This window comes from Modestobacter sp. Leaf380 (genome assembly GCF_001424485.1).
Classification (GTDB): domain Bacteria; phylum Actinomycetota; class Actinomycetes; order Mycobacteriales; family Geodermatophilaceae; genus Klenkia.
Map to the genome: position 1 here is coordinate 130,152 of NZ_LMQC01000020.1, position 15,615 is coordinate 145,766.

The following is a 15,615-nucleotide window of genomic DNA, read 5'->3' on the forward strand; positions in this document are numbered from 1 at the left end:
GCGGGTCAGCCGCGGGTCGCCGTCCAGGTGATGAAGGCGACCGCCCCGGTCACGAAGACCGGCGGGAAGGAGAGCACCAGGAAGGCGGCGACGACCCGGTCGGTGCGCCACAGCACCGCGAGCCGGCCGGGGAGCCGGCTCGTGCGGACGCCGTCACCGGTCAGCGGGGCGCCGGCCGAGCGGGCCGCCTGCCACGCCTCGACCCGGGCCCAGCCCGGGGCCAGGCCGCACACCACGGCGATCACCGCCATCGCGACCAGGGTCAGCACGAGGTGCCGCGGCTCGAGGACGACGACTCCCGCGGCACCCGCGCCGGCGGCGAACCCGGCGATGGTGATGGCGCCGAAGGCGAAGACGGCGCCGAAGACGACGACCACCGTCAGGCAGGCACCCAGCAGTGCGGTGTGCAGCGGCGTCATGGTCAGCAGGGCCGCCACGAGCTCCACCACCACCAGCGCCAGGCAGGCCAGCAGCACCGGGCCCATCGGGATCCGGATCGGACTGCGCACCGCGGCGGGCGGCGCGGCCGTGGCCGTCGCGGTGGGCGGGCGGGCGCGGTCCAGGCTGGTCGAAGCCGTGCTCACGAGGGGTCGCCGAGCCAGGACAGCAGGCCCGACGCCGGACCGGCGACCCGGGGTGGTGCCCCGGTCCGCGCAGCTGCCGGCGCCGGCACCGGACGGAGCGTGCCGACCCGCGAGACCGCGCCGGCGGAGCGCGGTGCGGGCGGTGGCACCGGACGGGGCGCGGTGATCGGGGTGACCGGGTCCGGCCGCGGGGCCAGGGTCGGCAGCGGGCCCTCGCGACGGACCGGCTCGGCCGCGGGCCGGACCGGGACCGGCGGCACCGGGGGCAGGGCCCGCACCGGGGGCCGGGTGTCGGAGGCCACCACCGGGACGGCGGGGAGAGCGCGCGGGCCCGGGACCGGGGGCAGGCCACGACCGGCGGGGAACGGCGGCACCGGCGGTCGACCGCCCAGGGAGTGCGCGCCCCGGCCGTCGGGGCCCAGGCCGTCGACGCCGATCTGCTCGACCAGCCGGCGGGCGAGGTCCGCCGGGTCGGGCCGGGCCGGCTCGGGCAGGCCGCCACCGGTCTCGACGTCGTAGCTGCGCGCCCGGTGCGACCCGCGCCGCTGGGGCACGCTGGACAGCTCGCTGATCATGTCGTGCTCGTCGAGGACGTCGAGCTCGGCCCGGAGCTGGGCCAGGTCGTCGAGGTCCAGCGGGGGCATCGGCACGACGGTGCGGCGGACCACCGGTGGCACCGGCGCAGCCGGGAGCGGCGTCGGGTCGGCCTCGGGGGCAGGGGAGGGCTCGGGGGTGTCCACGGGGACGGACTCCAGGGGTGTGGGGCGCGGGGGTGTGGGGCTCGGGTGTGCGGGGCGCGGGGGTGTCGGGCTCGCGGGTGCGGGGCTCGGGTGTGCAGGGGCCGGGGGTGCGGGGGCCGGGCGTGCAGGGTCCTGCGCGGACGGCTCCTGCGCGGCGGCAGCGGCGACGGCGGTCGCGGCGGCCAGCACCGCGAGCACCGGCAGCGCCTGCGCGGCGGGCACCCGGGTCAGCGCCGGCACCGCGGACGCCGCCTCGTGCGGAGCGGGGGGCGGGCTCGGCGGCGACCCGTCGGGGGCGGGCCCGGCGCCGTCGGCGGTGGCCTCGGTCGGGTGGTCCTCGGCGGGGTCACCGTGGGCCCCGTCGGCCCCGTCGTCCTGGGTGTGGCTGGTCAGCCCGTGCTGGGTCTTCTCCCAGTAGAAGGGCTTGGTGACCAGCTGCCAGGCGGCCTTGTAGGAGGCCACCGAGTGCAGCATCCAGTAGAACGGCGAGAGCAGCGCGTAGCCGACCAGGCCGTAGCTGCGGCGCTTGAAGCCGGCCAGCAGGCTCAGGTAGACGATCATCCCGTTGCCGATGAGCAGGTTGGCCAGGCTGACGTACTCCAGCCACGGCGGCAGCGCCGGGCTGAACTGGCGCGGGAACGCCAGGTAGAGCACGAACAGGACCCACAGGACCGGGGTCAGCAGGAACGTCGCAGGCGTGCCGCCGATGGTGAGCAGGAAGCCGATCGCCTGGCGCAGGCCGATCTGGCGGACCAGGCGCATCGGGTGCCGGGTGTGCACCAGGAACGTCTGCATGTAGCCCTTGATCCAGCGGCTGCGCTGCCGGATCCAGTTGCCGACGGCCATGTTGGCCTCTTCGTAGGTGGTCGAGTTGACCACCGTGACACGCCCGCCACGCGCCGAGGACCGGACGCCGAGGTCGGCGTCCTCGGTGACGTTGAAGGGGTCCCAGCCACCCAGCTCGCGCAGCATGTCCGCGCGGAAGTGGTTGCTGGTGCCGCCCAGGGGGATGGGCAGCCGCAACGCGTCCAGGCCGGGCAGCGTGTAGTCGAACCACGAGGAGTACTCGAGGGTGAACATGCGGGTGAGCAGGTTCTCCTCGGCGTTGAAGTAGTTCAGCGCCGCCTGCACGCAGACCAGGTCCTCCCCGCCCTTGCGGAAGGCGATGACGGACTTCTTGAGCTGGTCGGGGTCGGGCCGGTCCTCGGCGTCGTAGATGACCACCAGGTCGCCGCGGGCGAAGGACAGCCCGACGTTGCAGGCGCGCGGCTTGGTCTTGGGCATGGAGTGCGGCACGACCAGGATGCGGACGATGTCCGGCGGTGCGGCGGCCAGCGCGGCGGCCAGGGTCTCCGGGTCGTCCTCCTCCAGCAGGAGCAGGATCTCCAGCTTCTCCCGCGGGTAGTCCAGCGAGGACAGGTTCTTCATCAGCAGGCCGACGATGCCGGCCTCCTTGTAGACCGGGACCAGGATCGTGTAGCGGGGCAGGTCGGCGTCCACGAGGGCCGCGACCTCCTCCTCGGTCACCTGCTCGACGGTCTCCGACGCCGTCCCGACGGTGCTGATCAGCGCCTTGGCGCCGACGGACAGCCCGATGGTCACGTTGATGACGGCGAGCAGGACGACGACCGTGGTGGGTGCGTCCAGCACCAGTCCGACGACGACGGCGAGCGCCGCGACGACGGCGCTGGCGACCTGGGGCCAGGTGAAGACGGTGGAGGCGGACTCCTCGGGCCGGCGCTCGGCCAGCGAGGACACCGCCTCGTGCACGACCTCCTCGCGCCAGACGGTGCGCAGCGCGCGCTGCACGTCCCAGTCGGTGGTGACGACCTGGTGCACCCGGTCGACGCCGGTGCGCTCGGCGACCTCGGCGGCGATGTGCTCGGAGGGCCGCCCGGAGGTGGCGACGACGACCTGCACCTGCCCGTCGGGGCCCAGCTCGGTGCGCAGCGGCACCCACATCTCGCGGGCCAGCTGCGGGTAGGGGAAGAGGCCGGCGAGGTCCGGGTCGACCTCGACCGGGTCGACGAAGGCCATCTCGGCGCCCCACACGTCGGCGAGGGCCACGTAGAGCTGGCGACGGGTGATCCACTGCTTGGCCATCAGCACGGCACCCAGCGGCTCGCCGACCCGACGGCCCTGCGCGAGGCCCTCCTCCAGCTGCGCCGCGGTCAGCACCCCGGTGCGGACGAGCACGTCCCCGAGCCGCTCCTCCTTCCGGCCCGCGGGGGTGGCGCGCGGGAGGGGCGTGGGCGGACGGGGGGCAGGCGTGGGGGCCGGACGCCGTTCCCGGGTCACCGGGGCGGCGTCGTCCCCGGTGGTCACGGGTCGCACGGCAGTCGTCACCTGGGGGACGTCGGCACCGGCCCCTGGTCCCGACAGGCGGTGGGCGGGATCCTCACCCGCCGGGGTGAGGCCCCCCGGGGGGACGGCTCAGCCTGCGGTGAAGACCACGTTCGACGACGTCCCGCCGGTCAGCGGGTTGGCGAAGACCACCTCGTGCACCGCACTGCGGGCGGCGACCCCGGCCAGCACCTGCGCGAACGCCGGGTCCGCGGCGTCGGACCACAGGGCGAAGACCCCGCCGGGCCGGAGCAGCCGCAGCAGCCGGCGCAGCCCCTCGGGGGCGTAGAAGCCGGCGTGGCTGGGGTGCAGGTGGTGGGTGGGGGTGTGGTCGACGTCGAGCAGCACCACGTCGAAGAGCCGACCCGGGGTCGCCGGGTCCAGGCCGCCGGGGGAGTCGACCAGGGCGAAGAAGTCCGCGGTCACCACGCGTACACGCGGGTCGTGCACCAGGCCCGCGGTGTCGGGCAGCAGGTCCCGCCGGTGCCAGTCGACGACGTCCTCGAGCGCCTCGACGATCGTCAGCGAGCCGACCCGGGGGTCGGTCAGCGCGGCCTGCGCGGTGTAGCCCAGCCCCAGCCCGCCGACGACGACGTCCAGCGGACCGGGTCCTGCCTGGGCCAGCCCCAGGTCGGCGAGGGCGACCTCGCCGGCGGTGAACAGGCTCGACATGAGGAACTCCTCGCCGAGCTTGACCTCGAAGACGTCGACGTCCAGGCGCGGGTCGCGGCGTCGGCGCAGGCTGATCTCGCCCATCGGGGTCTCCCGGAAGGCGAGCTCGGCGAATCGGGCGCTCATGGGGTCCTCCGACCTGTCGTGCGGGAGGCGGGAGTCGAACCCGCACGCCCGAGGGCACCAGCTCCTAAGGCTGGCGTGGCTGCCGTTACACCACTCCCGCGTGCGGGGGAGTCTAGGAGGGCCCGGTGCCGCGGCTACCGTCGTGGACGTGGCTGACCTGGAGGCGTTGCGCCGGTTCGGGATCGTGCTGGAGATGGCCGAGGCCGCCGGGGAGGGCGACTGGACGGCCTGGACGGCGGTCCTGGCCGGGCTGGGTGAGGACCTGCGGGCCGACGTCGTGCGGCAGTCCTCGCTGGTCATCGCCATGCTCTGCGACCGGGAGGCCGAGCGCCGGGGGATCACCCGGGACCAGTTCCTGGCCCAGTTCCGGGCCGAGGCGATGGACCAACTGGGCTGAGCGCAGGTGGGGAACGCGCGGACGTGGCAGGCTGTGCCCGTGCCGCGCAGCCCCGAGCAGATCCAGCAGGAGATCGACGCCGCCCGTGAGTCCCTGGCGGCCACGCTGGACCAGTTGGTCTACCGGAGCAGCCCGAAGCGGCTGCAGGCCGAGGCCAAGGTCCGGGTGCAGCACTTCCTGACCACCCCGGCGGGGCAGGCCGCGATGGCCGCTGCCGGTCTGCTGGTCACCTTCGTCGTCGTGCAGAAGGTCCGGCACCGCAACCGCTGACGTCGGGCGCACACTCGGGTGCGTGATGCACCCGCGACCCACCCGCCCCGATCCCGCCGGCCCCGGCCAGGAGTCCGTCTGGGACTACCCGCGGCCCCCGTCCGCCGACGTCACCCCCCGTCGCGTCGAGGTCGTCCTCGGCGGCGCCGTGATCGCCACGACCACCCGGGCCGCCCGGGTCTGCGAGACCAGCCACCCGCCGGTCTACTACGTCCCGCGCGAGGACGTCGCCGACGGCGTGCTGCAGCGTGCCGACGGCGCCAGCTGGTGCGAGTGGAAGGGCGTGGCCACCTACTGGGACGCCGTCGTCGACGGGGTCCGGCACCCGGCCGTGGGCTGGTCCTACGAGCGGCCCACCCCCGGGTACGAGCACCTGCGCGGTGCGGTGGCGTTCTACCCCTCCAAGCTCGACCGGGCCACCGTCGACGGCGAGACCGTCCGCGCCCAGGCCGGGGACTTCTACGGCGGCTGGATCACCGACGAGGTGGTGGGGCCGTTCAAGGGGGAGGTGGGCACGCGCGGCTGGTGACCCGGCGGGACGCCGGTCTGGTCGACACCCCTACCCCCTAGGGGTATATTCAGTGGCATGACCGGTTACGAGGGCAACAAGGACCAGGTCCTGGCGCGGCTGCGCCGGGTCGAGGGTCAGGTCCGCGGCATCGCGCGGATGGTCGAGGACGACACGTACTGCATCGACGTCCTGACCCAGGTCTCGGCGGCGACGAGCGCCCTGCAGGCGGTCGCCCTGGGCCTGCTCGACGACCACCTCGGGCACTGCGTGCGCGACGCCGTCGCCAGCAGCGCCCAGGACGACGGCGCCGCCGCCGACGCCAAGATCGCCGAGGCCTCGGCCGCGATCGCCCGCCTCGTCCGGCGCTGACCGCGCCGTCCCAGCCGCACCCACCAGGAGGAACTCCGTGCAGACCCAGACCTTCACCGTCTCCGGCATGACCTGCCAGCACTGCGTCGCCTCGGTCACCGAGGAGGTGTCCGAGCTCGCCGGCGTCACCGGCGTGGACGTCGACCTGTCCAGCGGCACGCTCCGGGTCACCGGCCAGGACGTCACCACCGAGCAGGTCCAGGCCGCCGTGGCGGAGGCGGGGGACTACTCCGCCGACCTGCAGTGACGGCGGGCCCGGTCGAGCTGCCCTCGGAGGTGCGGCTCGACGTCACCGGGATGACCTGCGCCTCGTGCGCCACCCGGATCGAGCGCAAGCTCAACAAGGTCGACGGCGTCCAGGCCAGCGTCAACTACGCCACCGAGGCCGCCACCGTCCGCTACGACCCGGCCCTCGTGGACACCCAGCGGCTGCTGGCCACCGTCTCCGCCGCCGGCTACGCGGCCACCGTCCCCGCCCCTCCGGCGGACGACGAGCCCGACGCCGGAGCCACCGCCGGAGCCACTGACGACGACGCGCCGTCGGCCGAGGACCGGTCGCTGCGCCAGCGGCTGGTCGTCTCCACCGCCCTCGCGCTGCCCGTGCTGGTGCTGTCCATGGTGCCCGCGCTGCAGTTCGAGAACTGGCAGTGGCTGGCGCTCACACTGGCCAGCCCGGTCGCCGTCTGGGGGGCCTGGCCCTTCCACCGCGCCGCCGTCGTCAACGCCCGGCACGGCGCCAGCACGATGGACACCCTGGTGTCGATCGGCATCGTCGCGGCGTACCTGTGGTCGCTCTACGCGCTCTTCCTCGGCGACGCCGGGATGCCCGGCATGCGGATGGAGTTCCACCTGCTCGCCGAGCAGGGTGCCGGCACCAGCGAGCTCTACCTGGAGGTCGCCTCCGCGGTCACCGTCTTCCTGCTCGCCGGCCGGTACGCCGAGTCCCGCGCCAAGCGCCGGTCCGGCGCCGCGCTGCGCTCGCTGCTGGCCCTGGGTGCCAAGGACGCCGCGGTCCTCCGCGACGGCGTCGAGGTCCGGGTCCCGGTCTCCCGGCTCGCCGTGGGCGACCGGTTCGTCGTCCGGCCGGGGGAGAAGGTGGCCACCGACGGCGTCGTGGTCTCCGGCTCCTCGGCCGTGGACGCCTCGATGCTGACCGGGGAGTCGGTGCCGGTCGAGGTCGGCGTCGGCGACCGGGTCACCGGCGCCACGGTCAACGTCGGGGGCCGGCTGGTCGTCGAGGCCGACCGGGTCGGCGGGGAGACCACGCTGGCCGCGCTGGGCCGCCTCGTCACCGCCGCGCAGAGCGGCAAGGCCCCCGTCCAGCGGCTGGCCGACCGGGTGTCGGCGGTCTTCGTGCCGGTCGTGCTCGCGGTCGCGCTGACCACCCTGGTGGTCTGGCTGCTGGTCACCGGGGACGTCGCCGCGGCCTTCACCTCCGCGGTCGCCGTGCTGGTCATCGCCTGCCCGTGCGCGCTGGGCCTGGCCACCCCCACCGCGCTGCTGGTGGGCACCGGCCGGGGCGCCCAGCTGGGTGTGGTCATCAAGGGCCCCGAGGTCCTGGAGTCCACCCGCCGCGTGGACACCGTGGTGCTGGACAAGACCGGCACCGTCACCACCGGGGAGATGGCCCTGCTGGAGGTCCACGGCCACCCGGACGCGTTGCGGCTGGCCGCCGCGGTCGAGGCCGGCTCCGAGCACCCCATCGCCCGGGCCGTCGTCGCCGGCGCCCCCGTACCGCTGCCCGAGGTCGTGGACTTCGCCTCCCGGCAGGGCCGCGGGGTGCAGGGCACCGTCGAGGACCGGTCCGTCGTCGTGGGCCGGGTGGGGGAGATGCCCGGACCGGTCCCGGCCGAGCTGGCCGACGCCGTCACCGCGGCCGAGCAGGCCGGCCGCACCGCGGTCCTGGTCGCCTGGGACGGTGCCGTGCACGGCGTGCTCGTCGTCGCCGACACGGTGAAGCCCACCAGTGCCGCCGCGATCGCCGACCTGCGGGCGCTCGGGCTCTCACCGGTGCTGCTGACCGGGGACAACGCCGGTGCGGCCGCCGCCGTCGCCCGCCAGGTCGGGCTGGACCCCGAGGCCGGCGAGGTCGTGTCCGGGGTGCTGCCCGAGGGCAAGGTCGACGTCGTCCGGGAGCTGCAGGCCCGCGGCCGGGTGGTCGCCATGGTCGGCGACGGCGTCAACGACGCCCCGGCACTGGCCCAGGCCGACCTCGGACTGGCCATGGGCACCGGGACCGACGTGGCGATCGAGGCCAGCGACCTGACCCTGGTGCGGGCCGACCTGGGCGCCGCGGTGAGCGCGGTCCGGCTGTCCCGGGCCACGCTGGCCACCATCAAGGTGAACCTGTTCTGGGCCTTCGCCTACAACGTGGCACTCGTGCCGCTGGCGGCGCTGGGGTTCCTGAACCCGGTGCTGGCCGGCCTGGCGATGGCGGCGTCCTCGGTGCTGGTGGTGGGCAACAGCCTGCGACTGCGCCGGTTCGCCGGCTGACCCGCCGACGACAGCGGCCCGCCCTCCGGGGGAGAGGACGGGCCGCTGGTCTCGGGGCGGGCGCTGGGGTCAGACGCTGGGGTCAGGCGCCCTCGGTGCAACGCCGGGCGACCAGGGGCATCACCACGGTGTCGACGACCTGGTCGGCGTAGGCCTCGTCCAGCGGCTCGCCGGTGAGCAGCCAGCGCTGCACGACCAGGGCGGACGCGGAGTCCGCGACGGCGGAGCCGACCAGGCCCGGGCGGACCTCGCCGCGGGCCTCGGCCCGGCCCCAGACCTCACGGAAGGACTCGGTCCACTGGCCCAGCGGGCCGGTGCGGAACGCCTCGGCCAGGGCCGGCTGGTGCGGCAGCGTCGAGAGCAGGGACAGCGACGCGGCGCCCAGGGGGCCGTTCACGACGTGCACCAGCGAGCGCAGCAGCTGACGCAGGTCGGCCTCGAGGCTGCCGGTGTCGGGCAGCTGGGTCTCCGCGCGGTTCATCTCGGCGATGGTGTCGACCACGAGGTCGGACTTGGTGCGCCACCGGCGGTAGATCGTCGCCTTGCCGACGCCGGCCTCGGCGGCGACCGCGTCCATGGTCAGGGCGTTGTAGCCCACGTCGGCCAGCAGGCGCAGGATCGCGGCCCTGATGACTCCGTCGCGGGAGGGGTCACGCGGCCGGCCACCGCGACTGGGGCGGGTGACCTCCGGGGCTGAGAGGGCTGCCATGTGTCTGACTTTAGACCGTCAGCTGATCGACGGGCGTCCCGGCGTCGCCTCTCCGAGGCGACACGCCGACAGTCGTGGGGAAGGCCACACCCAAGGACCCGGCGGCTGTGCAGGGCGAACGGCAACAACACTGTTGACGCTCCATCATCGTCGCACCCCGCGCGCCTGACCAGGGCGGCCGGGCGTGTCGGACATCCTCGGTGGGTGACCGGAGCCACCGAGCCGTCGTCTCCCCGCTGGCCCCGGCCCGGCCGGGTCGCCCGCCTGCTGCTGGCCAGCCCGGTCCCGCACGTGCTGCCCGCGATCGCCCGCACGGCCACCGCGCTGGGCCTCAACGCCGAGCTGCTGCCCGGCCTGCTCGACGTGGTCGACGACAGCAGCCCGCTGGACGCCCGGCGCTTCGACCGGCTGCTGGCCCGGCTGGCCCGGGAGCTGTCGGCCGCCGAGACCGACGCGGTCCGGGTGGCCACCGACCCCGACTCCGACGACGGCGTCGCGCTGGCCGCTCAGCTGCTGGCCGCGCCCACGCTCTCGGTCGAGCTGGCCCGTCGCGGCGTCACCGTGGAGGTCGGCCTGCTGACCGGTGCCCGGCTGTGGCCGGTCTACCAGCCCGTCGTGGACCTGGCCGACGGTCGGGTCACCGGCTACGAGGCGCTGCTGCGCGGCGGGGTCGACGGCCGGGAGGTCGGCGGTGGCGACCTGTTCTTCCTGGCGGCGGCCGCCGGTTGGGGGGACCGGCTCGACCGGTGGGCGCGGGAGGCCGCCATCTCCGGGGCCGCCGGCTGGCTGGGCGAGGCGGACCTGTACGTCAACAGCAGTCCCGAGGCGGTCTACCGGCCCGCGGTGTGCCTGGCCGGCACCGAGCAGGCGGTGCACGACAGCGGTCTGACGCCGGGGCAGCTGGTCTTCGAGGTCGTGGAGGCGCACGCCGCCCGCGACCGCGGCCACCTGCTCGCCGTCCTCGAGCACCAGCGCTCCCTGGGCTGGCGGGTGGCCCTGGACGACGTCGGCGTGGGCTGGTCCAGCCTGGCGCTGGTGGCCGCGGTGCGCCCGGACGTGGTGAAGCTGGACAAGGCACTGGTCAACCGGCTGGACGACGCGGCCGCGCGGGCCGTGGTCGGGTCCCTGGTCACCCTGGCGCACTCGCTGGACGCGGTGGTCGTGGCCGAGGGCGTGGAGACCGCCGAGCGCGCCGACCAGGTCCGCGACCTGGGGGTCGACCTGGGACAGGGCTGGTTGTTCGGTCGCCCGGCCGCCGCCCGGCCGCCGGCCGAGCCGGAGCTGCTCCCCGTCCCCTGAGTGCCCGGGCACCCCGCCGGGCCTAGTGGTCGGTCGCGACGTTCCAGCCGCTGAGCACCGGACGGTCGTGCTCGTGGCCCAGCACCCCGTAGGACCCCGCGTGCAGCGCGAACAGCGACCCGGCCTCGGGGGCCAGTCCCAGCCACCGGGCGGTGAGCACCCGCAGCACGTGGCCGTGGGCGACCAGGGCGACGTCCCCCTCGGTCAGGTGCGGGCGGACCCGCTCCAGCACCCGGTCGACCCGGGCGGCCACCTCGGCCAGGCTCTCCCCGGGGGTGTCACCGGGTTCGGTGCCGTCGGTCCACAGCGACCACGTGCGGCCCAGCTCGGCGGAGATGTCCGGCGTGGTCCGCCCCTCCCAGCGGCCGTAGTCGACCTCGACCAGGTCCGGGTCCACGGTGTCGGTGGCCAGCCCGGCCAGCTCGGCCGTCCGCCGGGCCCGCTCGCGCGGGCTGACCCGCACCTCGACGAACCGGCGTCGGGACAGCGGCCCGCGCACGGCCCGCGCCTGGGCCTCGCCCTCGGGCAGCAGCGGCAGGTCGGTGACGCTCGTGTGCTGCCCGCTCCGGCTCCACTCGGTCTCCCCGTGTCGCAGCACGACCACCTCGCCCACGGTCGTCCCCTCTCCTCGTGTCCCGCGCCCCGCCACCGACGGGGGCCCCGCCAGCCGCCACCGGGCGCGGCGACGGCGACCAGGATGCCGACCCCCGGTGCGGCGCGGCCAGCCGGGACCCGGTCGTCGCGTGCGGGCCGGGTCGGCCGTCCCGAGGTTCCGGATCCGGCTGGGCCGTCTAGGCTCGACGGACCCGGGGGCACCCGGAACTGGGAGGCGGGCATGGCACGGACACCGGCTGTACCCGAGGCCAGGTCGCAGCCCGCGCCCCCCGTCCTGCCCACCCAGCAGGCCGGCTCGGTCTTCGCCGACGTGCTGGCGGCCCTCGGCGAGCTCGACGTCGCCCAGGAGGAGCTCCGGGTCGCCGACGAGGCGCTGAAGGAGTACGAGGACCAGCTCGCCGCCGTCGTGGAGCGGCACCAGGAGGAGCAGCGCTGGCGGGAGCGGGTCTCCTCCCTGGTCCCGGTCTGCCAGTTCGTCACCGACCTGCGGGGGACCGTCCAGGAGGCCGACGGGGCCACGGCCCGCATGCTGGCGACCCCGGTCGAGCGACTGTCCGGCAAGCCGCTGGCGGTCTTCGTCGCCGCCGACCGCCGCGGGCCGCTGCGGGCTGCCCTGAGCTCGTTGTCGTCGGGCCAGGCGGAGGCCCGGGTCGTGCTCCCGGTCCAGCCGCGCGCCGGCGAGTCGACCGTCGTGGACGCGGTGGGGGTGCTGGAGGGGACCGGGTCCGGGGACCGGGTGCGCTGGGTGTGGCTGCCTGCTGCCCTCCGCGGTGGTCCGACCGCCGACGGCGACGACGACCGCGACCTCGCCGTCGCCGCCGCGGTCGCCCGGTTGTGCGTGGTGCCCGTCGGTGAGGAGGACCGGCAGGCCGTGCTGGCCCAGCTGTCGGGCATCGTCCGGGACGCCGTGGGCGCGGCCGACTCCGCGAGCATCACCGTGGGGTCCCCGGCGGACCCGCAGCAGCTGGCCTCGGACTCGCGGTCGGCGCAGGAGCTCGACGGCCTGACGTACCGGATCGGCGAGGGGCCGTGCCTGGCGGCGTACGAGTCGGGGCAGACGGTCGCGACGGGCGACCTGCTGGCCGACGACCGCTTCCCGCGGTTGGCCGCGGCGGCCGGCGGGACCGGGGTGCGCAGCGTGCTGAGCCTGCCGGTGGTCGCCGGCGAGGCCACCCTGGGGGTGCTCAACGTGTACGCCGCGCAGGTCGACGCCTTCGGCGAGCGGGACCGCCGGGTGGGCGAGCTGGTCGCCTCGGTGGTGGCCGCTGTGCTGGAGCAGGTCTCCCAGCGTCAGTCGCTGCGCTCGCTCACCGAGCACCTGCGGCAGGCACTCACCTCCCGGGCGGTCATCGAGCAGGCCAAGGGCATCGTCATGGCCCACCACGGGGGCACCGCCGACGAGGCCTTCGCCCGGCTGGTCGCCCTGAGCAACACCCACAACGTCAAGCTGCGCGACCTGGCGGGTCTGATCGTCGAGGGCGGGGCGCGCCAGGGCCTGGGCCCCTGGATGTCGGGGTCCTGACCCGGCGGGCGGCCGGCCCGCCCGTCAGCCCTCGACGGGGTCCATCACCAGCACCGTGCCCGCGCCCCGGACGCCGGTCAGCGGGCTCACCGTGACCTGCACGGTGACCTGCCGGCCGCGGCGGTTGACCGCCGGCACCCGGACGACGCTGTGCCCGGTGCCCGACCGGGAGCCGTCCAGCAGCGGCAGCAGCTCGACGACCGGCAGGCCGATGTCCAGGTCGATGAGCGACCGGCCCAGCGCCTCGTCCTCCCGGACACCCCACAGCTCCTCGGCCGCGCCGTTCCAGGCCACCAGGGACAGGTCGGCGTCCAGCACCGCCACGCCGGCGCGCAGGCTGCCCAGCACCGCGCTGACGAAGTCCCACCGCTTGACGGCCTGCTCGGTCTCCCCGCGCAGCTCGTCGTTGCCGGTGTGGAGCTGGTCGTTCATCGACTGCAGCTCCTCGTTCATCGTCTCGAGCTCCTCGTTGGTGGACTGGAGCTCCTCGTTGGTGGTCTCCAGCTCCTCCACCGTCGACTGCAGCTCCTCGTTCGTCGTCTCCAGTTCCTCGTTGGTGGACTGCAGCTCCTCGTACGCGCTCTCCAGCTGCCGGTTGGCGTACTCCAGCTCCAGCTGCAGCGCGCGGTACCGGCTGACGTCCTCGAAGACGACGCTGGCTCCCAGCGGGGAGCCGTCGTGGTCGGACAGCGGCACGACCTGCACGTCCAGCACGGTCGTCTCGCCACCGGACAGCGAGGCCTCCACGCCGCGCACGGACAGCGCCCGCCGCTCGCCGACGGCCTGCTCCAGGTGGGAGCGGAGCTCCAGCGGCCGGTAGGACAGCTCCAGGTCCTGGAAGGGCTTGCCGACGTCCCGGGCGTCCAGGCCGAACAACCGGTCGGCCTGGTGGTTGGTCAGCGCCAGCCTGCCCTCGGCGTCGATGACGACCTGGGGCAGCGGCCCGGCCAGCACCGCCTCGGTGCGCAGCCGCTGCCAGCGGGCGTCGTGGTCCAGGGGCTCGACCGGCCCGGGCACGCGCTGGCGTGGCGGCAGCACGTCGGCGCGCCGGCGGAACAGCCGGCGGCCCAGGTCCACGGGGCTGAACAGGGCGGAGTGCGACAGCAGCATCTCGGCCTTGCCCAGGAACAGCACGCCGTGCGGCTCCAGCGCGAAGTGCAGCCGGCCGACGACCCGGGCCTGGGTCTCGGCGTTGAGGTACATCAGCGCGTTGCGGCACATGAGCACGTCGATGTGGCTGATCGGGGCGTCCTGCACCAGGTCGTTGCGCCCGAAGATGACCGCCCGGCGCAGGTCCTTGGAGACCGTCCAGCGGTCGCCGTCGCGGGTGAACCAGCGTTCCACCTGGTCCGGGCGCAGGCCCGCCAGCTCGGCCTCCCGGTAGCTGGCGGTCCGGGCGACGGCGAGGGCCTCCTCGTCGACGTCCGTGGCGTAGATCTTGACCCTGCGGCGGAACGCCTCCGGGCCCATCGCCTCGGCCAGCGCGATGGCCAGGCTGTAGGCCTCCTGGCCGGTGGCGCAGCCCGCGGACCAGCCCCGCACCGGCCGGTTGCGGGCCAGGACCGGCGGCAGCAGCTCGGTGGTCAGGTGCTCCCAGGCGTCCCGGTCGCGGAAGAAGCTGGTCACGTTGATCAGCACCGTGTTGAACAGCGCGGTGAACTCCTCGGGGTGCACCTCGAGGTGGTCCCGGTAGACGTCGAAGTCGGCGATCCCGACGTCGGTCATCCGGCGCGCCACCCGGCGCACCAGGCTGGGCCGCTTGTAGCCGGTGAAGTCGAAGCCCCGCACCTCGCGCAGCCACTCCAGCAGCGCCTCGAAGGAGGGGTCGCTGTCGTCGACGGGCAGAGCCGGTCGCTCCCGGCCGGTCTCGGGGGTGCTCACGCGCCGGCCTCCAGCTCACCGTCGGGCTGGGGGGTGCTGGCGCGTTGCAGGAGCTGGCGCAGCAGCAGGGCCGAGGTGTGCGCCTCGTCGGCCTGCTCGACGAACCGGCCCGCGGTCAGCGTGTGCCCGCGGGCGGCCGCCCGGGTGCCCATCGAGCGGGCGAGGTCGGCCTTCTCCTCCAGGCTGCGCAGCGCCATCCACAGCGCGCCCTCGACCGCGGACGTCTGCTCGGCGGCCAGGCTCTGCGCCGTCCAGGCGTGCCCCACCCGGCAGCGGTAGCGCTGCAGGGTCTCCTCCGGGATGGAGAACAACGGCCCGGCGCAGTCCGGACAGGTCAGTCCGGCGGGGTCCCCGGGGCGGTCGGGGGAGCCGAGGGCCTCCTCGTCGAAGGCGGCCATCGCGGTCTCCAGTCTCATCCGGTCGGGCTCGGTGCCGCTGGTGGTGGCCGGGTCGACGGGCTCGGGCACCGGTTGCCCGACCAGCTCGGCGACCAGGGCGCCGAGCTGGTCGGCCGGGGCGCTCCGGGCGGCCAGGGTGGCCTGCAGGGCGGCCCGCGGCATGCTGTCGTAGAGCGCGTCGGCCGGGTCCTGGACGACGACCACCCCACCGTGCCGCTCGACCGCCAGCGCGCCGGCGGCCCCGTCGTCCAACGTGCCCGACAGCACCACGGCCAGCGTGCGAGGACCGGAGACCTGGGCGGCGGAGCGGAAGAGCGGGTCGACCGCTGGCCGGTGCCCGTTCTCCCGGGGCCCGCGGGACAGCACCAGCCGCTCGCCGGCGACCAGCAGGTGGCGGTCGGGGACGGCGACGGTCACCGTGCCGCGGACCAGCTCCTGGTCCTGGACGGCCGGTGTGACCGGCAGGGCGCAGGAGCGGGACAGCACGTTGGCCAGCGCGCTGCCGCCGTTGGCCGGCACGTGCAGCACGACCAGCACGGCGGCGGGCAGGTCGGCGGGGAGCCCGGCCACGAAGGCGCGCAGCGCCTCCACACCCCCGGCGGAGGCCCCCACGACCACCAGGTCCCGCTCAGCCACGTCGTCCGCCCAGCTCCTGCATCCGCTGATCATCCCCCCTGCCGGTCCCA

General features: G+C 75.3%; 15 protein-coding genes and 1 tRNA gene. 8 read left to right on the plus strand and 8 right to left on the minus strand.

What is annotated here, in order from left to right; genetic code table 11:
• Window positions 1-5 precede the first annotated feature (5 nt).
• The 4 genes from ASG41_RS16015 to ASG41_RS16030 all read right to left on the minus strand — a co-directional run bounded on the left by ASG41_RS16015 (window position 6) and on the right by ASG41_RS16030 (window position 4,565).
• Window positions 6-584, minus strand: a complete 579-nt coding sequence (locus ASG41_RS16015; RefSeq protein ID WP_056297146.1) for a hypothetical protein — start codon at window positions 582-584, stop codon at window positions 6-8.
• Window positions 581-3,649: a glycosyltransferase gene (locus ASG41_RS25095; RefSeq protein WP_200939009.1), complete on the minus strand. Its 3,069-nt coding sequence runs from the start codon at window positions 3,647-3,649 to the stop codon at window positions 581-583. The genes ASG41_RS16015 and ASG41_RS25095 overlap by 4 nt, the downstream gene beginning before the upstream one ends.
• A 108-nt stretch (window positions 3,650-3,757) precedes the next feature.
• Complete coding sequence (locus tag ASG41_RS16025) at window positions 3,758-4,465, minus strand: spermidine synthase (protein WP_056297149.1); 708 nt, start codon at window positions 4,463-4,465, stop codon at window positions 3,758-3,760.
• Between the two features lie 19 nt (window positions 4,466-4,484).
• Window positions 4,485-4,565 (minus strand) — tRNA-Leu (locus tag ASG41_RS16030).
• Between the two features lie 48 nt (window positions 4,566-4,613).
• On the opposite strand from ASG41_RS16030, the gene ASG41_RS16035 reads away from it, so the two are divergent.
• The 6 genes from ASG41_RS16035 to ASG41_RS16060 are packed head-to-tail and all read left to right on the plus strand — an operon-like array spanning window position 4,614 to window position 8,505.
• Window positions 4,614-4,862 carry a hypothetical protein gene (locus ASG41_RS16035; protein WP_157519460.1) on the plus strand — a complete coding sequence of 83 codons (249 nt, stop codon included), beginning with the start codon at window positions 4,614-4,616 and terminating at the stop codon, window positions 4,860-4,862.
• A gap of 39 nt (window positions 4,863-4,901) precedes the next feature.
• Window positions 4,902-5,132 carry a DUF3618 domain-containing protein gene (locus ASG41_RS16040; RefSeq protein ID WP_056298149.1) on the plus strand — a complete coding sequence of 77 codons (231 nt, stop codon included), beginning with the start codon at window positions 4,902-4,904 and terminating at the stop codon, window positions 5,130-5,132.
• 25 nt (window positions 5,133-5,157) lie between these two features.
• Window positions 5,158-5,661 carry a DUF427 domain-containing protein gene (locus ASG41_RS16045; protein WP_056297155.1) on the plus strand — a complete coding sequence of 168 codons (504 nt, stop codon included), beginning with the start codon at window positions 5,158-5,160 and terminating at the stop codon, window positions 5,659-5,661.
• 57 nt (window positions 5,662-5,718) lie between these two features.
• Window positions 5,719-6,012, plus strand: a complete 294-nt coding sequence (locus ASG41_RS16050) for a metal-sensitive transcriptional regulator (RefSeq protein ID WP_056297161.1) — start codon at window positions 5,719-5,721, stop codon at window positions 6,010-6,012.
• A gap of 37 nt (window positions 6,013-6,049) precedes the next feature.
• Window positions 6,050-6,259, plus strand: a complete 210-nt coding sequence (locus tag ASG41_RS16055) for a heavy-metal-associated domain-containing protein (protein ID WP_082557016.1) — start codon at window positions 6,050-6,052, stop codon at window positions 6,257-6,259.
• Window positions 6,256-8,505 carry a cation-translocating P-type ATPase gene (locus ASG41_RS16060; RefSeq protein WP_255352996.1) on the plus strand — a complete coding sequence of 750 codons (2,250 nt, stop codon included), beginning with the start codon at window positions 6,256-6,258 and terminating at the stop codon, window positions 8,503-8,505. Before ASG41_RS16055 ends, ASG41_RS16060 begins: the two co-directional genes overlap by 4 nt.
• An 82-nt stretch (window positions 8,506-8,587) precedes the next feature.
• On the opposite strand, the gene ASG41_RS16065 is transcribed toward ASG41_RS16060, so the two are convergent.
• The gene (locus tag ASG41_RS16065; protein WP_056297164.1) at window positions 8,588-9,214 is read right to left on the minus strand and encodes a TetR/AcrR family transcriptional regulator; all 627 of its coding nucleotides are present in this window, start codon (window positions 9,212-9,214) and stop codon (window positions 8,588-8,590) included.
• A gap of 204 nt (window positions 9,215-9,418) precedes the next feature.
• On the opposite strand from ASG41_RS16065, the gene ASG41_RS16070 reads away from it, so the two are divergent.
• Window positions 9,419-10,513 carry an EAL domain-containing protein gene (locus tag ASG41_RS16070; protein ID WP_056297167.1) on the plus strand — a complete coding sequence of 365 codons (1,095 nt, stop codon included), beginning with the start codon at window positions 9,419-9,421 and terminating at the stop codon, window positions 10,511-10,513.
• Between the two features lie 22 nt (window positions 10,514-10,535).
• Here the strand turns inward: ASG41_RS16070 and ASG41_RS16075 are convergent, their stop codons facing one another.
• Window positions 10,536-11,126 (minus strand): histidine phosphatase family protein, encoded by a 591-nt coding sequence (locus ASG41_RS16075; RefSeq protein ID WP_056297171.1) that lies wholly within the window; start codon window positions 11,124-11,126, stop codon window positions 10,536-10,538.
• 222 nt (window positions 11,127-11,348) lie between these two features.
• On the opposite strand from ASG41_RS16075, the gene ASG41_RS16080 reads away from it, so the two are divergent.
• Window positions 11,349-12,650 carry a GAF domain-containing protein gene (locus tag ASG41_RS16080; protein ID WP_056297176.1) on the plus strand — a complete coding sequence of 434 codons (1,302 nt, stop codon included), beginning with the start codon at window positions 11,349-11,351 and terminating at the stop codon, window positions 12,648-12,650.
• 24 nt (window positions 12,651-12,674) lie between these two features.
• Here the strand turns inward: ASG41_RS16080 and ASG41_RS16085 are convergent, their stop codons facing one another.
• Both ASG41_RS16085 and ASG41_RS16090 read right to left on the minus strand, forming a co-directional pair.
• The gene (locus ASG41_RS16085; protein WP_200939010.1) at window positions 12,675-14,531 is read right to left on the minus strand and encodes a CheR family methyltransferase; all 1,857 of its coding nucleotides are present in this window, start codon (window positions 14,529-14,531) and stop codon (window positions 12,675-12,677) included.
• Window positions 14,528-15,565, minus strand: coding sequence for a chemotaxis protein CheB (locus ASG41_RS16090; protein ID WP_082557017.1), 1,038 nt, complete (start codon window positions 15,563-15,565; stop codon window positions 14,528-14,530). Before ASG41_RS16090 ends, ASG41_RS16085 begins: the two co-directional genes overlap by 4 nt.
• Window positions 15,566-15,615 lie beyond the last annotated feature (50 nt).